Genomic DNA, 18,721 nt, shown 5'->3' with positions numbered 1-18,721 from the left:
GGAGAGACGAGAGGAGAGCCCGGGTGCAACCGGTCCTGGAAGTCCGGGGGATCCGCAAGGAGTTCCCCGGGGTGGTGGCGCTGGACGGGGTCGACTTCCGGCTCTTCCCCGGCGAGGTGCACGCCCTGATGGGGGAGAACGGCGCCGGCAAGTCCACCCTGATCAAGGTGCTCACCGGTGTCCACCCGGTGGACGGCGGCGAGGTGGTGCTCGCCGGCCGGCCGGTGCGGATCGCCGGACCGGCACAGGCCCGACAGGTCGGCATCAGCACGGTCTACCAGGAGGTGAACCTCTGTCCGAACCTGTCGGTCGCGGAGAACGTCCTCATCGGGCGGGAGCCCCGCCGGTTCGGCCTGATCGACTGGGCCGCGGTGCGCCGCCGGGCCGCCGAGCTGGTCCGCGAACTGGAACTGGACATCGACGTCGGCGCGCCGCTGAGCAGCTGCTCCATCGCCGTCCAGCAGCTCGTGGCCATCGTCCGCGCGGTCGACGCCTCCGCCAAGGTGCTGATCCTGGACGAACCCACCTCCAGTCTCGACCGCGACGAGGTCCGTCAGCTCTTCACCGTGATGCGCCGGTTGCGGGACCAGGGGGTCGCCATCCTGTTCGTGTCGCACTTCCTCGACCAGGTCTACGAGATCTGCGACCGGATGACCGTGCTGCGCAACGGCCGGCTCGAAGGCGAGTACCTGACCGGCGAGCTGAACCGGACCGGACTGGTCTCCCGGATGATCGGTGCCGAGCTCGCCGGACTCGACGAGCTCGGTGGCGGCAAGCGGCGCGAACGCACCGGACCGGACACCGGCCCGGACACCGGCCCGGACACCGGAGCGGTGTTCCTCCAGGCCGACGGGCTGACCCGGCGGGGCGCCGTCGAACCGTACGACCTTGCAATCCGGTCGGGCGAGGTGATCGGACTGGCCGGGCTGCTGGGCTCCGGACGGACCGAGGCCGCCCGGCTGCTGTTCGGCGCCGACCGGAGCGACGGCGGCACGCTGCGGATCGAGGGCGCCGAGACCGCACTGCGCGGACCGCGCGACGCGATCGCCCACGGCATCGCGTTCTGCTCGGAGAACCGCAGGACCGAGGGCCTGGTCGGCGAGCTGACCGTCCGGGAGAACATCGTGCTGGCGCTGCAGGCGGCCCGGGGCTGGACCCGTCCGCTGTCCCGTGCCACGCAGGACGAGCTGGCGCTGCGCTGGACACGTGCCCTGGACATCCGCCCGGCCGACCCCGGGACGCCGGTGCGCAACCTCAGCGGCGGCAACCAGCAGAAGGTCCTGCTCGCCCGCTGGCTGATCACCGACCCCAAGCTGCTGATCCTGGACGAGCCGACCCGCGGCATCGACATCGGGGCGAAGGCCGAGATCCAGAAGCTGGTGGCCAGCCTCGCGGAGGACGGTACGGCGGTGCTCTTCGTCTCCGCCGAACTGGAGGAGGTGCTGCGGCTCAGCCACCGGGTCGGCGTACTGCGCGACCGCCGGATGGTCGCCCAGCTGGACAACGACGGCGAGCTCACCCCGGAGCGCGTCATGGCCGCCATCGCGAGCGGAGCGGAGCAATGAGCACGGCAACGGCGGAGCGCCCGGTGAAGGTGATGAAGGCGGTGACCCGGTACCGGCTGTTCTGGCCGGCCGCGGTGCTGGCCGTGCTCCTGCTCGCCAACCTCGCCTTCACCCCCGACTTCTTCGCCGTCCACCTCCGGGGCGGCCACCTCTACGGCTCCCTGATCGACATCCTGCACTTCGGCGCCCCGCTGATCCTGGTCTCCCTGGGCATGACCCTGGTGATCGCCACCGGCGGCATCGACCTGTCGGTCGGTTCGACCGTCGCGATCTCCGGCGCCACGGCCTGCCTGCACATCAGCAGTTCCGCCGACCCGGGCGGCGTCGGCACCGTGCTGACCGCCCTCGGTTACGCCCTCGGCACCGCCCTGGTGCTCGGCCTCGTCAACGGCGTCCTGGTGGCCGGGGCAGGCGTCCAGCCGATCGTCGCCACCCTGATCCTGATGGTCGCCGGGCGGGGCCTGGCCCAGCTGATCACCGACGGCCAGATCATCACCGTCACCAGCGAGCCCTACCGGCTGATCGGCGGAGGCTACTGGCTGACGGTGCCGTTCGCGATCCTGCTCAGCGGCCTGATCGCGTTGCTCGCCGCGCTGCTCACCCGTTCCACCGCGCTCGGCCTGCTGCTGGAGTCGGTCGGCGGCAATCCGGTGGCCAGCCGGCTGGTCGGCATCCGGGCGATGCGCCTGGTCGGCCTGGTGTACGTGTTCAGCGCGCTGTGCGCGGCGGTCGCCGGACTGATGGTCTCCTCCAACGTCTCGGCGGCGGACGGGAACAACGCCGGCCTGTGGATCGAACTCGACGCCGTCCTCGCGGTGGTGCTCGGCGGGACCTCGCTCAACGGCGGCCGGTTCTCGATCGGCGGCACCGTCCTCGGCGCGCTGATCATCCAGACCCTCTCCACCACCGTCTACACCGTCGGCATCCCGCCGGAGACCACCCTGGTGTTCAAGGCGTTCGTGGTGATCGCGGTGTGCCTGGTCCAGTCGCCCGCCTTTCGCGCCGAGCTCGCCGGCCGCGGCGCCCGGGTCCGGCGCGCCGCCCGGTCCCGGACCGCGGCCCCCACTCACCGAGAGGTCGGCGAATGAACGCCAACGCCCTGTCGGCCCGCCTGCGCGGGCAGATCCCGCTGCTGGTCACCGCGGTCCTGCTGGTGTCGATGTTCGGCGTCGGCTCGGTGGAGTACGAGGGCTTCCTCTCCGGCCAGGTCGTGCTCAATCTGCTGATCGACAACGCCTTCCTGCTGGTCGTCGCGGTCGGGACGACCTTCGTCGTGCTGACCGGCGGCATCGACCTGTCGGTCGGTGCGGTGGTCGCCCTGTCCACCGTGGTCTCCGCCTGGCTGGTCGAACAGCACGGCTGGCCGCCGCTGCTGGTGATCCCGCTGGTCCTGCTGACGGGCACCGCGGGCGGCTGGCTGATGGGCTGGGTCATCCACGTCCTGGAGATCCAGCCGTTCATCGTCACGCTGGCCGGCATGTTCCTGGCCCGCGGCCTGTGCTACACGATCAGCATCGATTCGATCTCCATCACCGACCCGCAGTACACCGCCATGGCGCAGACCCGGATCCCGCTCGGCAGTCTGTTCGTCTCGCCGAGCGTGGTGATCGCGCTGCTGGTGGTCGCGGCCGGATTCGTGGTCCTCCACCGCACCCGGCTCGGCCGCAACGTCTACGCGCTCGGCGGCAGCGAGCAGTCCGCGCTGCTGATGGGGCTGCCGGTCCGGCGGACCAGGATCACCGTGTACGCGATCAGCGGCTTCTGCTCCGCACTCGGCGGCGTCCTGCTCACCTTCTACATGCTCTCCGGCTACGGCCTGCACGCGGTCGGCCTGGAACTCGACGCGATCGCCGCGGTCGTCATCGGCGGCACCCTGCTGACCGGCGGCTCCGGTTACCTCCTCGGTACCGTGCTGGGCGTGCTGGTGCTCGGACTGATCCAGACCGTGATCAGCTTCCAGGGCACCCTCAGCTCCTGGTGGACCCGGATCGTCATCGGCGCCCTGCTGTTCGTCTTCATCGTCCTGCAGCGCCTGCTCACCGCCCGCCGGCGCTGACCGCCGGGCACGTCCACCCGAACCTCCGTCCGCCGCGCGGCCCCGCCCGCACGGCGGTACCCCCAACCGACCGGAGGACGCGTCCCGTCCCCACCCTCACCCCCCACCCCGATGAGGAGTCCCCGTGCGCCACTCGCTCCGTTCGCGTTCCCTGCTCATGGCCCCGATCCTGAGCGCCGCCCTGCTCACGCTCCACCCCGGGACCGCCCACGCCGCCGATCCCACCACCATGACCAACGGCTTCTACCTCGACCCCGACTCCTCCGCGCGGCGGTGGGTCAACGCCAACCCGGGCGACGGCCGCGCCCCCGCCGTCCGGTCGTCGATCGCCGACGTGCCGGCGGCGCGCTGGTTCGGCAACTGGAGCGGCGCCGTCGGGACGGCGACCGGCTCCTTCGTCGGCGCGGCCGCCGCCCAGGGCAAGCTGCCGCTCCTGGTGGCCTACAACATCCCCGACCGCGACATCTGCGCCGGCCAGTCCGGCGGCGGGGCGGGCAGCGCCGCCGACTACCGGACCTGGATCGCCGCCTTCGCCTCCGGCATCGGCAACCGGCCCGCGGTGGTCGTCCTCGAACCCGACTCGCTCGGCGACGAGAGCTGCATGACCCAGGCCCGGATCACCGAGCGCAACGCCCTGTTGACCAACGCCGTCGCGCAGTTCAACACCAAGGCCCCGAACACCTGGGTCTACCTCGACGCCGGCAACCCCGCCTGGCTGAGTGCCGGCACCATGGCCCAGCACCTGGCCGCGGCCGGGGTGGGCGGAGCGCACGGGTTCTCGCTGAACGTGTCGAACTACCTCGCCACCGCGGAGAACACCGCTTACGGCAACGCCGTCAACGCGGCCCTGAAGTCCGCGAAGGGCTTCACCAAGCCGTATGTCATCGACACCAGCCGCAACGGCAACGGCTCCAACGGCGCGTGGTGCAACCCGGCGGGGCGGCGGATCGGCCGGCCCTCGCAGCTCGGCGGTGGCGCCGAGATGCTGCTGTGGATCAAGGCGCCCGGCGAGTCCGACGGCAACTGCGGCGTCGGCGCCGGATCCACCGCCGGTCAGTTCCTGCCCGAGGTCGCCTACAGGATGGTCTACGGCTACTGACCCCAAACGACGGCCGGCCCCGCAGCAGTGGTCCGGGGCCCCGGGGCCGCCGTGGAACCCGCGTGGCGGGTGCCCTCCGGCACCCGCCACGTCCGCTCCGGTCCCCGCGGCGGCCCTACCCGCCGACCGGCGGGTGCAGCTCACCGCTCCGGGCCACCCCGGCGTACCAGCGGGCGCTGGACTTCGGGGTGCGGGTCTGGGTGGCGTAGTCGACGTGCACCAGTCCGAAGCGCTTGTCGTAGCCGTACGCCCACTCGAAGTTGTCCAACAGGGACCAGGCGAAGTAGCCGCGCACGTCCGCCCCGTCGGCCGCCGCCCGGTGGATCGCCGCCAGGTGGGCATGGAGGTAGGCGGTGCGCTCCGGGTCGTCGACCGTGCCGTCCGCGCCGACCCGGTCGTCGTAGGCCGCGCCGTTCTCGGTGACCATCAGCGGCAGCTCCGGGTGGCGGTGGGCCAGGCCGGTCAGCAGCTGGTGCAGGCCCGTGGGGTCGACGGCCCAACCCATCGCGGTCCGCTCGCCCGGCGCCGGACGGAAGCCGACCCGGTCCGCCCCCGGCCAGGGAGAGGCCGTGCCGCCGCCGTGGCCGTCCTCCCGGGCGGGGTCGGCGCCCTCGGCCGTCGCCGAGACGACGGTGGGCGTGTAGTAGTTGACGCCCAGCCAGTCCAGCGGCTGGTGGATCTGCTTGGGGTCCCCGGGGCGGACGAAGGCCCAGTCGGTGAGGTGGGCCGTGTCGGCCAGCAGGTCCTCCGGGTAGGCGCCCTCCAGGATCGGGCCGAGGAAGACCCGGTTGCCGACGGCGTCGATCCGGCGCACGGCGTCCTGGTCGGCGGCGGACGGGGTGAAGGGACGCAGTGCGTGCAGGTTGAGCGAGACCGACAGCTGTGCGGCGGCGGGCAGCAGGTCGCGCAGTGCCGTGACGGCCAGGCCGTGGCCGAGGTTGAGGTGGTGGGCGGCCCGCAGCGCGGCCACCGGGTCGGTGCGGCCGGGCGCGTGGACGCCGGAGCCGTAGCCGAGGAAGGCGCTGCACCAGGGCTCGTTGAGGGTGGTCCAGTGGCCGATCCGGTCGCCGAGGGCCTCGCCCACCAGCGCGGCGTAGTCGGCGAAGCGCTCGGCGGTCACGCGCTCGGGCCACCCGCCGGCGGACTCCAGCTCCTGGGGGAGGTCCCAGTGGTAGAGCGTGGCGACGGGGGTGATTCCGTGGGAGAGCAGCTCGTCGGTGAGGCGGCGGTAGAAGTCCAGGCCCTGCTGGACGGCCGGGCCGCGGCCGGTGGGCTGGACGCGGGGCCAGGAGACCGAGAAGCGGTAGGCGGTCAGCCCGAGCTCGGCCATCAGCCGGACGTCCCCGCGGAAGCGGTGGTAGTGGTCGACGGCGATCTCGCCGCTGTGGCCCTGGAAGACCTTGCCGGGGGTGCGGCAGAAGGTGTCCCAGATCGAGGGGGTGCGGCCGTCCTCCGCGGTGGCGCCCTCCACCTGGTAGGCGGAGGTGGCCGCGCCCCAGAGGAAGCCGGTCGGGAACCGGGGCGGTGCGGCGGTGGCGGGAGGGAGAGGGCCGGAGGGGGGAAGGGGCATGGGTTCGCTCCCGAGGGTGAGGGGTTCAGCTCTTGACGGCGCCGGCGGTGATGCCGCCCACGATGTGTTTGCCCAGCAGGGCGAAGACCAGCAGCAGCGGCACCGTGGAGATGAGCGCGCCGGTCAGCACGATCGCCTGGTCGACGCTGTGGTTGCCCGACCCGAGACCGGCCAGCGCGACCTGGAGGGTGGGGTTGCCGTCCGGGGTGAGGGCGATGAAGGGCCAGAAGAAGTCGTTCCAGGCCTGGACGAAGACCAGCATGCCGAGGACGGCCATGGCGGGCCGCGCCACCGGGAAGACCACGTGCCAGACGATCCGCAGACTGTGCGCGCCGTCCACCCGGGCGGCCTCGACCAGCTCCACCGGCAGGGCTTCGACCAGGTACTGCCGCATGAAGAAGACCCCGAACGCGGCGACCAGCGAGGGCAGCACCACCGACTGGAGCTGGTCCACCCAGCCCAGGTCCGTGATGATCCGGTAGAGCGGGATGACGCTGAGCTGGGGCGGGACGGTCATGGTGGCGACCACGAGGGCGAGCAGTGCGTTGCGGCCCCGGAAGGTCAGCTTGGCGAAGGCGAACCCGGCCAGGGTGGCGAACAGCACGGTGGACAGGGCCACCAGGCCGGCCACCACCGTGGTGTTGACCAGCGCCCGGCCCATGTCGACCTGGTTCCAGGCGAAGGTGAGGTTGTCGAGCAGGTGCGGGCCCGGCAGCAGCGGCGCCGGGGCCTCGACCACCCGCTCGCCCGTGTGCGAGGCGGCGACCAGGTTCCAGTACAGCGGGAAGAGCGAGACCAGGGCGGCGATCCCGAGCAGGACGTAGGTCAGCGGGCCGGCGTGGTGCTGACGCCCGGCGGACGGCCGCAGGCGGGTGCGGAGTACGGAGGTGGTGCGCACGGGTTCAGACCCTCCTTCGGCGGGCGCGGACGACGAGCCCCTGCACGGCCCCCGCGGACAGCAGCAACAGCAGCATCACCCAGGCGATCGCGGAGGCCTGGCCGAGCGCCCCGGTCACCCAGCCCTTCTCGTACATCAGCAGGCTGAGCGTCTGGAACTGGTTGCCGCTGCCGCCGCTGACCCCCAGGCTGCCGCCGAACAGCATCGGCTCGCCGAAGAGCTGGGTGGCGCCGATGGTGGACACCACGACGGTGAACAGGATGGTCGGGCGGATCGACGGGACGGTGACGCTGAGGAACTGCCGGGCCCTGGAGGCTCCGTCGATCGCCGCCGCCTCGTACAGCTCCTGGGGGACGGCCTGCATCGCGGCGAGGTAGATCAGCGCGTTGTAGCCCGTCCAGCGCCAGGTGACGATCGCCGAAATGGCGATCTGCGCGGGCCACTTGGAGGATTCCCAGTCCACCGGGTGGAAGCCGGCCCAGCCGATCACGGTGTTGATCAGCCCGTAGTCGCTGTTGAACAGCTGGGCGAACACCAGGGTGGCGGCGGCGATCGAGGTCGCGTACGGCGCGAGCACCGCGACCCGCAGGAAACCCCGGCCGCGCATCCGGTAGTTGAGCAGATGGGCCAGGCCCAGGGCCAGCAGCAGCTGGGGCACGGTGGAGACCACGCCGATGGTGAAGGTGTTGCCGAGGGCGTTCCAGAAGAAGTCGCTGTCCCACAGGCCGGTGTAGTTGCGCAGGCCGAGCCACTCGGCCTCGCCGCCGAGCTCGACCCGGTGCAGCGAGAGCCAGCCGGTGTAGACCAAGGGGAAGAGGCCGAAGGCCGCGAAGCAGAGGAAGAACGGTGCGACGAACGCGTACGGCGCGGCCCGGACGTCCCAGCGGTACAGTCTGCTGCGCCAACGTGGCCTGAGCGGCGGGGCGTTGGAGGCGATGAGGTCCACCGTGGCTACTTCTGGATCTTGTCGTCGACCAGCTTGTCGACATTGCTCCACGCCTGCGCGGGATCGGTGCCGCGTTGCTCGATGTCGAGGATGCCGTTGTCGGTGAGGAAGGTCTTCACCTGGCCGTCCCAGCGGCTGATCGGTACGGCCTTGATGCCGGCGGCGGCCTCCGAGTAGATCCGGCCGACCGGGGTGTCGCCGAAGAACGGCAGGGTGGCGTCCCGGACGGCGGGGGAGGAGAGGGTCTCCTTGGTGGAGGGGATGTTCCCGTTGACGGCGAAGACCTTCGCGTGCTGGGCGGGAGCTGTCAGCCAGGCGGCGAGCTCGGCGGCCTCCTTGACGTGCCCGCCGGACTTCGGGACGGCGAGGAAGGAGCCGCCCCAGTTGCCCGCGACCGGGGCCGGGGCGATGTCCCACTTGCCCTGGTTCTCCGGGCCGGCCTGGTCCTTGATGATCCCGGTCATCCAGCTCGGGCAGGCGACGGTGGCGAACCTGTTGTTCTTGAAGCCCGCGTTCCAGGTGCCCTTCTCGTCGAACTGCCGCAGCTTGGCGGTGATCCCGCCGGTGGCCGCGGTGGTGGCGATGGACCAGGCCTTCTTCACACCGGGGCTGTTCCGGTAGTCCAACTCGCCCTTGGCGTCGGCGTACTGGATCGGCTCACTGGCGACGACGGCGTTGAACAGTCCGCTGGCGGAGTCGTGGAAGGCGGTGCCCTCGGGCGCCTTCGCCTGGTAGCCGCGACCGGCTTCGAGGAACCTGTCCCAGCTGCCGGCCCAGAGCGCGCCGACCTGGGCGCGGTCGGTCGGCAACCCGGCCTTGGCGAAGAGGTCCTTGTTGTAGCAGATCGCCATCGGGCCGATGTCGGTGCCGAGACCGATCACCTTGCCGTCCGCCGTGGTGGCCTGCTTGGTCTTCCAGTCCAGGTAGGCGCCGAGGTCCGCGCCGCCGGTGCTGCCGAGGTCCACCCACTTGCCCGCCAGCCCGGGCCCGGTGGCCTCGGCGACGTAGCCGACCTCGACGGCCTGGATGTCGGCGAGGCCGCTGTCCCGGGAGAGCCGCAGCTTGAGCGTGTCCCAGTACTTCTGGCCGTCGGCCACGTTGGACTCGACGATCTTGATGCCGGGGTGCAGCTTCTCGTACTCGGCGTAGAGCTTGGCGCCGGTGTCGTTGTCGTAGCCGAAGGAGCCGAAGGTGCCGATCCGCAGCGTGACGGTGCCGCTGCCGCCGTCGGCCTTGGTGCTGCTTCCGCCGCTGCCGCTTCCGCTGCTGCTGCAGGCGGCCAGCAGGGCGGTGCTCGCGGCCAGGGCGGTGAGCGCGGTGAGGCGTCGGCCTCTGGCGGTGGTGGCGGTGGTGGCTGTGGTGGTGGTGGTGGTGGTGCGCATTCCACTCTCCTCGTCCGGGGGTGGTGCGGGGCTCGCGGGTGGCGGCCCCCAGCGGCGTGGGAGCGCTCCCACGCCGTAGTCGGAAGGTTCCTGCCTCGGCTGATCCGGTGTCAAGAGATGAAGCCGAATTGCTCTCCGGCGTAACGACGTTGGCCCACCACCGCCATTTCCTGAACGCGGCCGTGGCGGCGCCGCGCTCCGGTGACCTACGATCCTCTGCCAGGCGCCCCTCCCGGGGACGCGAGACCGAAGGCGGCGACGGAAGGCGCGTGGGCAGTGGGCGGACGGCAGACCGGAAGGCCGACCCTGGAGCAGGTCGCGGCCCGGGCCGGGGTCGGGCGCGGCACGGTGTCCCGGGTGATCAACGGCTCGTCGAGGGTGAGCGAACAGGCGAAGGAGGCGGTCGGCCGGGCCATCGCGGAGCTGGGCTACGTGCCCGACCGGGCGGCCCGGGCGCTGGCCGGAAGCCGGACGGACGCGGTCGCGCTGGTGGTGCCGGAGACCGAGGCCCGGTTGTTCGCGGAGCCGTACTTCCTGGACATCATCCGCGGTGTGAGCGCCGAACTCGGCACGGCGGACAAGCAGTTGCTGCTCACACTGATCCGCACCGAGCAGGAGCGGCAGCGCTTCGAGCAGTACCTCGCCGCGCAGCGGGTGGACGGCGTGCTGCTGGTCTCGGTCCACCGGGACGACCCGCTGCCCGACCAGGTGCGCGCACTGGGCCTGCCGGTCGTGCTGAACGGGCGCCGTTCGCCGCAGGAGCCGGTGGCGTACGTGGACTCCGACAACGTGGGGGCCGGCCGCTCGGCGGTGCGGCACCTGGCCGGGCGCGGCCGGCGTCGCATCGCCACCATCACCGGCCCGGCGGACATGGACGCCGCGCACGGCCGACTGGCCGGCTACCGCCAGGGGCTGGCCGCGGCCGGCCTGCCGGCCGACGAACGCCTCGTCGCCACCGGGGACTTCACGGAGGACGGCGGCCGGCGGGCGATGCGGGAGCTGTTGGAGCGCTGCCCCGACGTGGACGCGGTGTTCGCCGCCTCCGACCTGATGGCCGTCGGGGCGCTCGCCGTCCTGCGGGCCAGGGGACTGGACGTGCCCGGTGACGTCGCGCTGGTGGGCGTCGACGACTCGCCGGTGGCCCGCCACCTCGACCCCCCGCTGACCACCGTCCGCCAGCCGATCGAGGAGATGGGTCGCACGATGGCCGGGCTGCTGCTGCGGCAGATCGCGGGCGAGGCCGCGGAGCCGTCCCGCCTGGTGCTGCCGACGGAGCTGGTGGTGCGCGGGTCGTCCTGAACCGCCGGCCGTCCTGAACCGCCGGCCGTCCTGAACCACCGGCCGTCCTGAACCGCGAGTCGTCCTGAACAGCCGGCCGTCCGGAGCTCCGCGGGGCTCCGGACGGCCGGGGTGTTCAGCGCCGCGTCACAGTGCCGGATAGGCGTTCTTCAGCAGCTCCCGGAACTGGGCGGAGAACCAGTCGCCGGACAGCGGCGCGTCCGGCAGCGCACCGGACATGTGGTTGTTGTTCCTCGGGTTGCCGGTGTAGGCCGGGTCGCACATCCCGTCGACGCCCTTGCCGTCGTTGTTCGGGAGCGGCTTGCTGGCCCCGTCCGACTCGCCCGGCGGCTTCATCCAGACGTAGGCGTCGATCCCCGGCGTCGGGGCCGCCTGCGGCCGTTCGCCGAGGCCCGCGCCGGCCTGGTTGCACCAGTTCCCGGTGTTCAGCCGCCGGTCGTAGCGCCCGCCGTCGACATAGGCGTCGACGCTCGTCCGCGGTCCGGGGCCGGCCGGCCGGGCGGCACCGCCCCAGCCGTTGCGCGAGGTGTCGATCAGCATGCCGAGCCCGGGGTCGAAGCCCAGCGAGACCAGCTTGGTCCGCAGCCCCTGGGCGTAGGAGAGCTCGTCGACGTACCGGTTCCAGTCGACCCACTTGGACTGGCGGACGGAGGCGCCGTTGACGCTGTCGTCGATGGTGAAGTTGCTCTCCTTGAGCGCGCTGTAGTTCGCGGTGTTGACGATGAAGCCGAGGATGTTGGCGAGGGTGGAGCCCTCGGAGGTCGCCGCCTGCTTGAACAGCTCGGCGGACGGGCCGAGGTTGTCGTCCCAGCCCAGCCAGCCGTGGTGGCCGGCGTCGGCGTAGTTGTACACGTTGGGGACGGCGCCGAGCTTCTTGAGCGCGTAGCCGATGCCCTTGATGTAGTTGCCGTTGGCCTTCATCACGTCGCAGGCGGGGGTGGCGGTGGCGCGCGGCGTGGTGTTGGTGACCAGGTTCGGCAGCGAGTCGAGCTCGACCGTGGTGACGATCCGCAGGCCGGCGTACTTGGGGTCGGCGAGGACGGCCGCGATCGGGTCGATGAACTCCGTCCGGTACCGGTCGATCTCGGTCGGGCCGAGTTCGCCGTTGGAGGAGAGGGCGGCGCAGTCCCGGCCGGGCAGGTCGTAGACCACCAGCTGGACGACGAGTTCGCCGCTGCCCTTCTGGCGCAGCGCCTCGTCGAGGTGGGCGCGCAGCCCCATCCTGCCGTTGGCCCCGGCGATCGCGGCGATCCGGTCCAGCCAGACGCCGGTGGGCTGGTTGGCGACCTTGGTGCCGCCGGGTTCGGCGGCGGCGTTCGCGGACCACTCGGGGTTCACATAGACCTTGGCGCCGACGTACGGGTTGTCGACGCGGGTGCCGGGCGGGGTGGTGGGCGTACCGGTGGGGGTGCTCGTCGGGGTTCCGGTGGGGGTGCCCGTGGGCGTGGGGGTGGGGCTCGTGGTGGAGCCGTTGCAGGGCACCCCGTTGAGCTTGAAGGCGGCGGGCACCGGATTGGTGCCGCCGTAGGAGCCGTTGAACCCGAAGGAGGTGGAACCGCCGGTCGCCAGGCTGCCGTTGTACGAGACGTTCCGGGCGGTGACGGCGGCCCCGGACTGGGTGAAGGTCGCGTTCCAGCCCTGGGTGACCTGCTGGTTGCCGGCGAAGGTCCACTCCAGGGTCCAGGAGCTCAGCGGGTCGCCGGTGTTGGTGACGGCGACGTTGGCGCCGAAGCCGGTGTCCCACTGGTTGGTGACCTGGTAGTCGACCCGGCAGCCGGCCGCGGCGGCACCCGCGGAGGTGGACAGCACGGTGGCGGTGGCACCGGTCGCGGTGAGCAGGCCGAGAGCGGTGAGCAGGGCGGTCCGACTGCTGCGCAGTCGGCCGACGGTGGGTCGGGTGGGGGTGGTGGGGCTCATGGTGGGGTCCCTCTCAGTGTCCGTCGAAGGCGCGAAGGTGGTCGCGCAGTCCGAGGCCGAATGCGGTGGGGGTGCCGTCGTAGGCGCTGATCAGGGCGGGGCCGGAGGAGCAGTCCCAGGTGTTCCAGGTCCAGCCCAGGTACGAGAGCCCGTGGTCGTCGGACCACTTCATGACGCGGTCGACGAACGCGTGCCCGCAGGTGTTCTCGCCGATCTCGCCCGCCACGAGCGGGGCACGGGCGGCGACCGGGGCCAGGGTGGAGTTCCAGCAGGCCTCGTCGGCACAGGAGTTGAAGTTGTAGACGTGCCAGGCGGCGGCCGTATTGCCGGTCGGGTCCGAGGGTGCGTGGGCGAGCCAGCCGCTCAGGTCGTTCGCGTAGGCGACCCCCGGGACCAGGACGACATTGCGGGAGCCGGTGGCGCGGACGGCGTCCACCAGGTCCTGCATGCCGGCCACCTCGTACCCGATGCCCGGGCAGGTGCCGCCGTCGCGCCAGCAGGTCCAGGCCTGTTCGGCGGTGGCGGTCGCCCGGTCCGGGTAGGGCTCGTTGAACAGGTCGAACACCACCCGGGGGTCGTCCTTGAAGGTGTTCGCCACCGAGGTCCAGAAGGCCGGCGCGTACCGGGCGTCCGGCATCGGCTTCTGGCAGGAGGCGTGCACGTCCGTGCAGCCCGCCGAGTTGCCGGTGTACTGGCCGAACGTCCAGTGGAGTTCGACCACGGGGGTCATGCCGTGCGCGAGGACGCGGGCCACCAGCTGTTCGACGGCACCGATGTAGGCGTCGCCCCGGTACTCGGGCCGGATGTTGTCCAGGCCGAGCCAGCACTCCTCGTTGAGCGGGATGCGGACGGTGTTGGCCTTCCAGTCCGCGATGGCCCGGACGGCGGCGTCGTCGACCGGGCCGTCGAAGACGCCGTGGCCCTGGACGCACATGAACTCGCCGCCGGAGCGGTTGACGCCGAGCAGACGGCGGGTGGCGCCGCTCCGGTCGGTGAGTCGGTTTCCGCTGACGCCGAGCTCGGGTGCGCCGGCGGGCGGGGTGGGGGTGGTGGTCGGGCCGCTGGTCGGGGTAGGGGTGGCGGTCGGTGTCGGGGTGGCGGTCGGGCTGGGCGACGGTGCCGAACCGGTCGAGCAGGGAAGGCCGTTGAGGGTGAACCCGGTCGGGTCGGGGTTGGCGCCGGACCAGGAGGCGATGATGCCGAGGGTGACGCTCGCACCGGTCCCGAGCGAGCCGTTCCAGCTCTCGTTCGCGGCCGTGACACCGGTGCCGGACTGGGACCAGGCGGCGCCCCAGCCCTGGTTGAGGTGCTGGCCGCCGGTGAACCGGAAGCCGAAGCTCCAACTGTTCGTCGGTGCGCCGTGGTTGGTGATGACGACGGAGGCCTGGAAGCCGCCGGCCCACTGGTTGACCGTGGAGTAGTCCACGGAGCAGCCGAGCGGAGCGGCGGTGCCCGGGCCGGCGCCCGCCGCGGCGGAAACGGCGCTCACCATGGCGAGGACCGCGCCGCCGAACAGCGCTGTGAGGGGTGGGGGATGTCGCATGAGCGACTCCTTGCAGCGAGGACACGCCGCTCCCGGCGCGTCGACTGACGGAATCGCTCCCACTGGTGGGCACCGACCGTAGCGCCAACTGCCGCCAAGGAAAAGAGGAGTTGCAGGGATTGCTGAGCAGAGGTGTTCGACTCTTCAAGCCTCTTGACCCGCTCGCGGGGATCCCGCACAGTGGGAGCGCTCCCACTGGTCAAGCACTGTCGTACAACGCCGTGCGGCTGCCCGCACACGGTGAAGCGGGCGGGGAACGGCACGGTGCCCACAATTCACCGTGCCGTTCCCCGCCCGCGCTCGGGGGCGGGCCGGGTCAGGACCCGGCCTTGCGCTTGTTGTAGACGTCGAAGCCGACGGCGGCGAGCAGCACCAGTCCCTTGATGACCTGCTGGTAGTCGGTGCCGATGCCGACCAGCGACATGCCGTTGTTGAGGACGCCCAGGACCAGACCGCCGATGATCGCGCCGAGCACGGTGCCGACGCCGCCGCTCGCGGAGGCGCCGCCGATGAACGCGGCGGCGATCGCCTCCAGCTCGAAGTTGATGCCCGCCTGCGGGGTGCCGGCGTTGAGACGGGCGGCGAAGACCAGCCCGGCCAGGGCGGCCAGGACGCCCATGTTGACGAAGGCGAGGAAGACGACCCGCTTGCTCTTCACGCCGGACAGCTTGGCGGCCGCCTCGTTGCCGCCGATCGCGTAGGTGTGCCGGCCGAGGATCGAGTTGCGCATCAGGTAGCCGAAGCCGACCAGCAGCGCGCCGAGGATCAGCAGGACGACCGGGGCGCCGTGGTAACTGGCCAGCAGCAGTGTGAAGGTCACCACCGCGGCCGCGATCGCGCCGAGCTTCGCCAGGAACAGCCCGGTGGGGAGCGGTTCCAGCCCGTACGAGGTGGCCCGGCGCCGTCCGCGCAGCTCCTGGAGGACGGCGACGGCCAGCACCGCGAGGCCCAGCAGCAGGGTGAGGTTGTGGTAGTTCGTGTGCGGGCCGACCTCGGGGAGGAAGCCGCTGCTGATGTTCTGGAAGCCCTTGGGGAACGGTGCCACCGACTGGCCCTGGAGCAGGATCTGGGTCCCGCCGCGGAAGAGCAGCATGCCGGCCAGGGTGACGATGAACGAGGGAATGCCGAGGTGGGCGATCCAGAAGCCCTGCCAGGCGCCGGCCGCCGCGCCGATCAGCAGCGCGGCCACCAGGGCCACGGGCCAGGGGAGGTGGTGCTTGACCATCATCACCGCGGCGGCCGCGCCGACGAAGGCGGCGAGCGAGCCGACCGAGAGGTCGATGTGGCCGGCGATGATGACGATCATCATGCCGATGGCCAGGATGAGGATGTAGCCGTTCTGCTGGATCAGGTTGGTGATGTTGAGCGGCTGGAGCAGGATGCCGTCGGTCCAGATCTGGAACAGCAGGACGATCAGGGCGAGCGCGACCAGCATGCCGTACTGGCGCATGTTGCCGCGCAGCGCGCGGACCACGGCGTCGGCGGCGGACGGGCGTGGGCCGGTCCGCGCGTCGGGCGCGGTCTCTGGGGTGGTCTGGATCTGGGCCATGCCTCACACCTGCTTGTCGGGTCGTGCCGCGCTCATGGTCATGAGCCGCATGAGGGATTCCTGGGTGGCGTCGGCGCGGAGCACCTCACCGGTGATCCGGCCCTCGGCCATGGTGTAGATCCGGTCGCACAGGCCCAGGAGTTCGGGGAGTTCGGAGGAGATGACGAGAACGGCCTTGCCCTGGGCGGCGAGTTCGGCGATGACGGTGTAGATCTCCGCCTTGGCGCCGATGTCGATGCCACGGGTGGGTTCGTCGAGGATCAGCACCTCGGGCTCGGCGAAGATCCACTTGCTGAGGACGACCTTCTGCTGGTTGCCGCCGCTGAGGGTGCCGGTCCGGGTGAACACCGACGGAGCCTTGATGTTCATGGTCTTCCGGAAGGACTCGGCGACCCGGGTCTCGGCGTGCTCGTCGACCCAGCCCCGGCGGGCGACCTTGCCGAGGGCGCTGAGCGAGATGTTCCGGCTGATGTCGTCGATGAGGTTGAGGCCGAGCTGCTTGCGGTCCTCGGTGACGTAGGCGAGGCCGTGGCCGATCGCTTCCGGCACCGTCCGGGTGCGGATCTCCCGGCCGTGCAGCCGGACCCGGCCGCCGGTCCACTGCCCGTACGAGCGGCCGAAGACACTCATGGCCAGCTCGGTGCGGCCGGCGCCCATCAGGCCGGCGATGCCGACGATCTCGCCGCGGCGCACGGTCAGCGAGGCGCCGTCCACCACGGTGCGCTGGTGGTCGATCGGGTGCCGGACGCTCCAGTCCTCGATTTCGAGGGCGACCTCGCCGATCTCCGGGGAGCGCTCGGGGTAGCGGTGTTCGAGGTCGCGGCCGACCATGCCGCGGATGATCCGGTCCTCGGAGATGCCCTCGGGACCGATCGCGATGGTCTCGATGGTCCGCCCGTCGCGCAGGACGGTGACCGCGTCGGCGACCCGGGTGATCTCGTTCAGCTTGTGCGAGATGATGATGCAGGAGATGCCCCGGGCCTTGAGGTCGAGGATCAGGTCGAGGAGTTTGCGGCTGTCCTCGTCGTTCAGTGCCGCCGTCGGCTCGTCCAGGATGAGCAGTTTGACGTCCTTGGCGAGCGCCTTGGCGATCTCGACCAGCTGCTGCTTGCCCACGCCGAGGTCGGCGATCCGGGTGTGCGGGCTCTCGTCGAGGCCGACCTGGCGCAGCAGATCGGCGGCGTGGGTCAGTGTCCGGTGCCAGTCGATGACGCCCCGCCTGGCGTGCTCGTTGCCGAGGAAGACGTTCTCGGCGATGGACAGGTACGGCACCAGTGCGAGCTCCTGGTGGATGATGGCGATGCCGCGCTGCTCGCTGGCCCGGATGTCCTTGAACCGGCAGGGTTCGCCCTCGAAGTGGATCTCGCCCTGGTAGCTGCCGTGCGGGTACACGCCGCTGAGCACCTTCATCAGGGTGGACTTGCCGGCGCCGTTCTCACCGCAGACGGCGTGCACCTCGCCGGCGGCGACCGTGAGGTTGACCTCGGAGAGGGCCTTGACGCCGGGGAAGGTCTTGCTGATCGACCGCATCTCCAGCACGGGTCGGGCCATGGGTGTGCTTCCGTATCGTTCGGGGCGGTGCGGTCCGGCCGGGTCTGCCGGGCACCGCACCGCCGGTTGGGCTCCGGGCCCGTCGGCCGGACCCCGGGGGCTACTTGAGCTGGTCGGCGGTGTACTGGCCGCTGTCGACCAGGACCTTCTGGTAGTTGTCCTTGTCGACGCTGACCGGCTGGAGCAGCTGGGCCGGGACGGTCTTGGCGCCGTTGTCGTACTGGGTGGTGTCGTTGACCTCGGGCTTGCCGCCGGTCAGCAGTGCGTCGCCCATCTGGACGGCGGCCCTGGCCAGCTGGCGGGTGTCCTTGTAGACGGTCTGGGTCTGCTCGCCGGCGATGATCGACTTCACCGAGGCCAGCTCGCCGTCCTGGCCGGTGACGACCGGCAGTGACTTGCCGGAGCCGTAGCCGACGCCCTTGAGCGAGGAGATGATGCCGATCGAGATGCCGTCGTAGGGCGAGAGCACGGCGTCGACCCGGGCGGCGGTGTAGGACTTGCTCAGCAGGTTGTCCATCCGGGACTGGGCGAGGCCGCCGTCCCAGCGCAGCGTGGCGGCCTGGTTGAAGGCGGTCTGGCCGCTCTGCACGACCAGCTTCTTCTCGTCGAGGTACGGCTTGAGCACGCTCATCGCGCCGTTGAAGAAGAAGGTGGCGTTGTTGTCGTCCGGCGAGCCGGCGAACAGCTCGATGTTGAACGGGCCCCTGCCGTCCTTGAGGCCGAGCTTGTCGGCGATGTAACTGCCTTGCAGGACACCGACCTTGTAGTTGTCGAAGGTCGCGTAGTAGTCGACGTTCCCGGTGCCGCGGATCAGGCGGTCGTAGGAGATGACGGGGATGTGCGCGTCGGCGGCACGCTGCAGCACATTGGTGAGCGAGGAGCCGTCGATGGCGGCGATCACCAGGAGCCTGGCCCCCTTGGTGATCATGTTCTCGACCTGGGAGACCTGGTTCTCCACGACGTTGTCGCCGTACTGGAGGTCGGTCCGGTAGCCCTTGGCCTGGAACTCCTTGACCATGTTGGTGCCGTCGTTGATCCAGCGCTCCGAGGATTTGGTGGGCATCGCGATGCCGACCAGTCCGCCCTTGGCGTCGCCCTTGGCCGACCCGTCGCCGGCGCCGTCGGCGCTCTGGCCGCAGGCCGCCAGCGAGAGCGACAGGCCCACCGCGACGAGGCCAGCTGAAAGCTTCCGCACAGTTCCTCCAGTGATGATGTTCCGCGACCGGCGCAGAGCGACCCTGGCGGGCGACCGGGAGCGGTCGGTCGGGGTCGTCGGCCGCTCTCGGCCCCCCGCGCTGTGGAGCGGTGGGACCGGGATGGCCCTGGCCTGGCGTGACATGAGTGTT

Annotated in this window: 14 protein-coding genes; 5 read left to right on the top strand and 9 right to left on the bottom strand. The window is 71.2% G+C overall.

The window, feature by feature from the left end; genetic code table 11:
* Positions 1–23 precede the first annotated feature (23 nt).
* The 4 genes from ADK60_RS15290 (at position 24) to ADK60_RS15275 (ending at position 4,720) form a co-directional block, all read left to right on the top strand.
* Positions 24–1,565: a sugar ABC transporter ATP-binding protein gene (locus tag ADK60_RS15290; protein WP_053646473.1), complete on the top strand. Its 1,542-nt coding sequence runs from the start codon at positions 24–26 to the stop codon at positions 1,563–1,565.
* Positions 1,562–2,653: an ABC transporter permease gene (locus ADK60_RS15285; protein WP_053646471.1), complete on the top strand. Its 1,092-nt coding sequence runs from the start codon at positions 1,562–1,564 to the stop codon at positions 2,651–2,653. Before ADK60_RS15290 ends, ADK60_RS15285 begins: the two co-directional genes overlap by 4 nt.
* Entirely contained in the window at positions 2,650–3,621 is a 972-nt protein-coding gene (gene yjfF, locus ADK60_RS15280) for a galactofuranose ABC transporter, permease protein YjfF (RefSeq protein WP_053646469.1), read from the top strand. The genes ADK60_RS15285 and yjfF overlap by 4 nt, the downstream gene beginning before the upstream one ends.
* A 157-nt stretch (positions 3,622–3,778) precedes the next feature.
* Entirely contained in the window at positions 3,779–4,720 is a 942-nt protein-coding gene (locus tag ADK60_RS15275; protein WP_107094616.1) for a glycoside hydrolase family 6 protein, read from the top strand.
* Between the two features lie 115 nt (positions 4,721–4,835).
* Here the strand turns inward: ADK60_RS15275 and ADK60_RS15270 are convergent, their stop codons facing one another.
* Genes ADK60_RS15270 through ADK60_RS15255 form a run of 4 tightly spaced genes read right to left on the bottom strand, consistent with a single transcriptional unit; the run spans position 4,836 to position 9,516 of the window.
* Entirely contained in the window at positions 4,836–6,290 is a 1,455-nt protein-coding gene (locus ADK60_RS15270; RefSeq protein WP_053646465.1) for a GH1 family beta-glucosidase, read from the bottom strand.
* A gap of 25 nt (positions 6,291–6,315) precedes the next feature.
* Positions 6,316–7,188, bottom strand: coding sequence for a carbohydrate ABC transporter permease (locus tag ADK60_RS15265; protein ID WP_053646462.1), 873 nt, complete (start codon positions 7,186–7,188; stop codon positions 6,316–6,318).
* A gap of 4 nt (positions 7,189–7,192) precedes the next feature.
* Positions 7,193–8,134 carry a carbohydrate ABC transporter permease gene (locus tag ADK60_RS15260; RefSeq protein ID WP_053646460.1) on the bottom strand — a complete coding sequence of 314 codons (942 nt, stop codon included), beginning with the start codon at positions 8,132–8,134 and terminating at the stop codon, positions 7,193–7,195.
* 5 nt (positions 8,135–8,139) lie between these two features.
* Positions 8,140–9,516: an ABC transporter substrate-binding protein gene (locus tag ADK60_RS15255; protein WP_053646458.1), complete on the bottom strand. Its 1,377-nt coding sequence runs from the start codon at positions 9,514–9,516 to the stop codon at positions 8,140–8,142.
* A 276-nt stretch (positions 9,517–9,792) separates the two neighbouring features.
* Here ADK60_RS15255 and ADK60_RS15250 point away from each other — a divergent pair, with 276 nt between their 5' ends.
* A complete protein-coding gene (locus tag ADK60_RS15250) occupies positions 9,793–10,815 on the top strand; it encodes a LacI family DNA-binding transcriptional regulator (RefSeq protein ID WP_053646456.1) in 1,023 nt (340 codons plus the stop codon).
* A 126-nt stretch (positions 10,816–10,941) separates the two neighbouring features.
* On the opposite strand, the gene ADK60_RS15245 is transcribed toward ADK60_RS15250, so the two are convergent.
* From ADK60_RS15245 to chvE, 5 genes are all read right to left on the bottom strand, one after another.
* The gene (locus ADK60_RS15245) at positions 10,942–12,732 is read right to left on the bottom strand and encodes a glycoside hydrolase family 6 protein (protein WP_053646455.1); all 1,791 of its coding nucleotides are present in this window, start codon (positions 12,730–12,732) and stop codon (positions 10,942–10,944) included.
* A 13-nt stretch (positions 12,733–12,745) separates the two neighbouring features.
* Entirely contained in the window at positions 12,746–14,275 is a 1,530-nt protein-coding gene (locus tag ADK60_RS15240; protein ID WP_502687424.1) for a cellulase family glycosylhydrolase, read from the bottom strand.
* A gap of 316 nt (positions 14,276–14,591) precedes the next feature.
* A complete protein-coding gene (mmsB, locus tag ADK60_RS15235) occupies positions 14,592–15,824 on the bottom strand; it encodes a multiple monosaccharide ABC transporter permease (protein WP_199839671.1) in 1,233 nt (410 codons plus the stop codon).
* A 3-nt stretch (positions 15,825–15,827) separates the two neighbouring features.
* On the bottom strand, positions 15,828–17,375 hold the full coding sequence (gene mmsA, locus ADK60_RS15230; RefSeq protein ID WP_053646453.1) for a multiple monosaccharide ABC transporter ATP-binding protein: 1,548 nt from the start codon (positions 17,373–17,375) through the stop codon (positions 15,828–15,830).
* 100 nt (positions 17,376–17,475) lie between these two features.
* The gene (gene chvE / locus ADK60_RS15225; protein ID WP_053646451.1) at positions 17,476–18,570 is read right to left on the bottom strand and encodes a multiple monosaccharide ABC transporter substrate-binding protein; all 1,095 of its coding nucleotides are present in this window, start codon (positions 18,568–18,570) and stop codon (positions 17,476–17,478) included.
* Positions 18,571–18,721 lie beyond the last annotated feature (151 nt).

The sequence above is a fragment of the Streptomyces sp. XY431 genome (assembly GCF_001279805.1).
In the GTDB taxonomy this organism is placed as follows: Bacteria; Actinomycetota; Actinomycetes; order Streptomycetales; family Streptomycetaceae; genus Kitasatospora; species Kitasatospora purpeofusca.
This window is presented reverse-complemented; position numbering and strand designations above follow the sequence as displayed.

Coding starts and splice junctions, on each gene's coding strand:
- ADK60_RS15285 (WP_053646471.1), top strand. CDS start 1,562: ATGAGCACGGCAACGGCGGAGCGCCCGGTGAAGGTGATGAAGGCGGTG.
- mmsB (WP_199839671.1), bottom strand. CDS start 15,824: ATGGCCCAGATCCAGACCACCCCAGAGACCGCGCCCGACGCGCGGACC.
- ADK60_RS15255 (WP_053646458.1), bottom strand. CDS start 9,516: ATGCGCACCACCACCACCACCACCACAGCCACCACCGCCACCACCGCC.
- ADK60_RS15245 (WP_053646455.1), bottom strand. CDS start 12,732: ATGAGCCCCACCACCCCCACCCGACCCACCGTCGGCCGACTGCGCAGC.
- mmsA (WP_053646453.1), bottom strand. CDS start 17,375: ATGGCCCGACCCGTGCTGGAGATGCGGTCGATCAGCAAGACCTTCCCC.
- ADK60_RS15275 (WP_107094616.1), top strand. CDS start 3,779: ATGGCCCCGATCCTGAGCGCCGCCCTGCTCACGCTCCACCCCGGGACC.
- ADK60_RS15270 (WP_053646465.1), bottom strand. CDS start 6,290: ATGCCCCTTCCCCCCTCCGGCCCTCTCCCTCCCGCCACCGCCGCACCG.
- yjfF (WP_053646469.1), top strand. CDS start 2,650: ATGAACGCCAACGCCCTGTCGGCCCGCCTGCGCGGGCAGATCCCGCTG.
- ADK60_RS15240 (WP_502687424.1), bottom strand. CDS start 14,275: ATGCGACATCCCCCACCCCTCACAGCGCTGTTCGGCGGCGCGGTCCTC.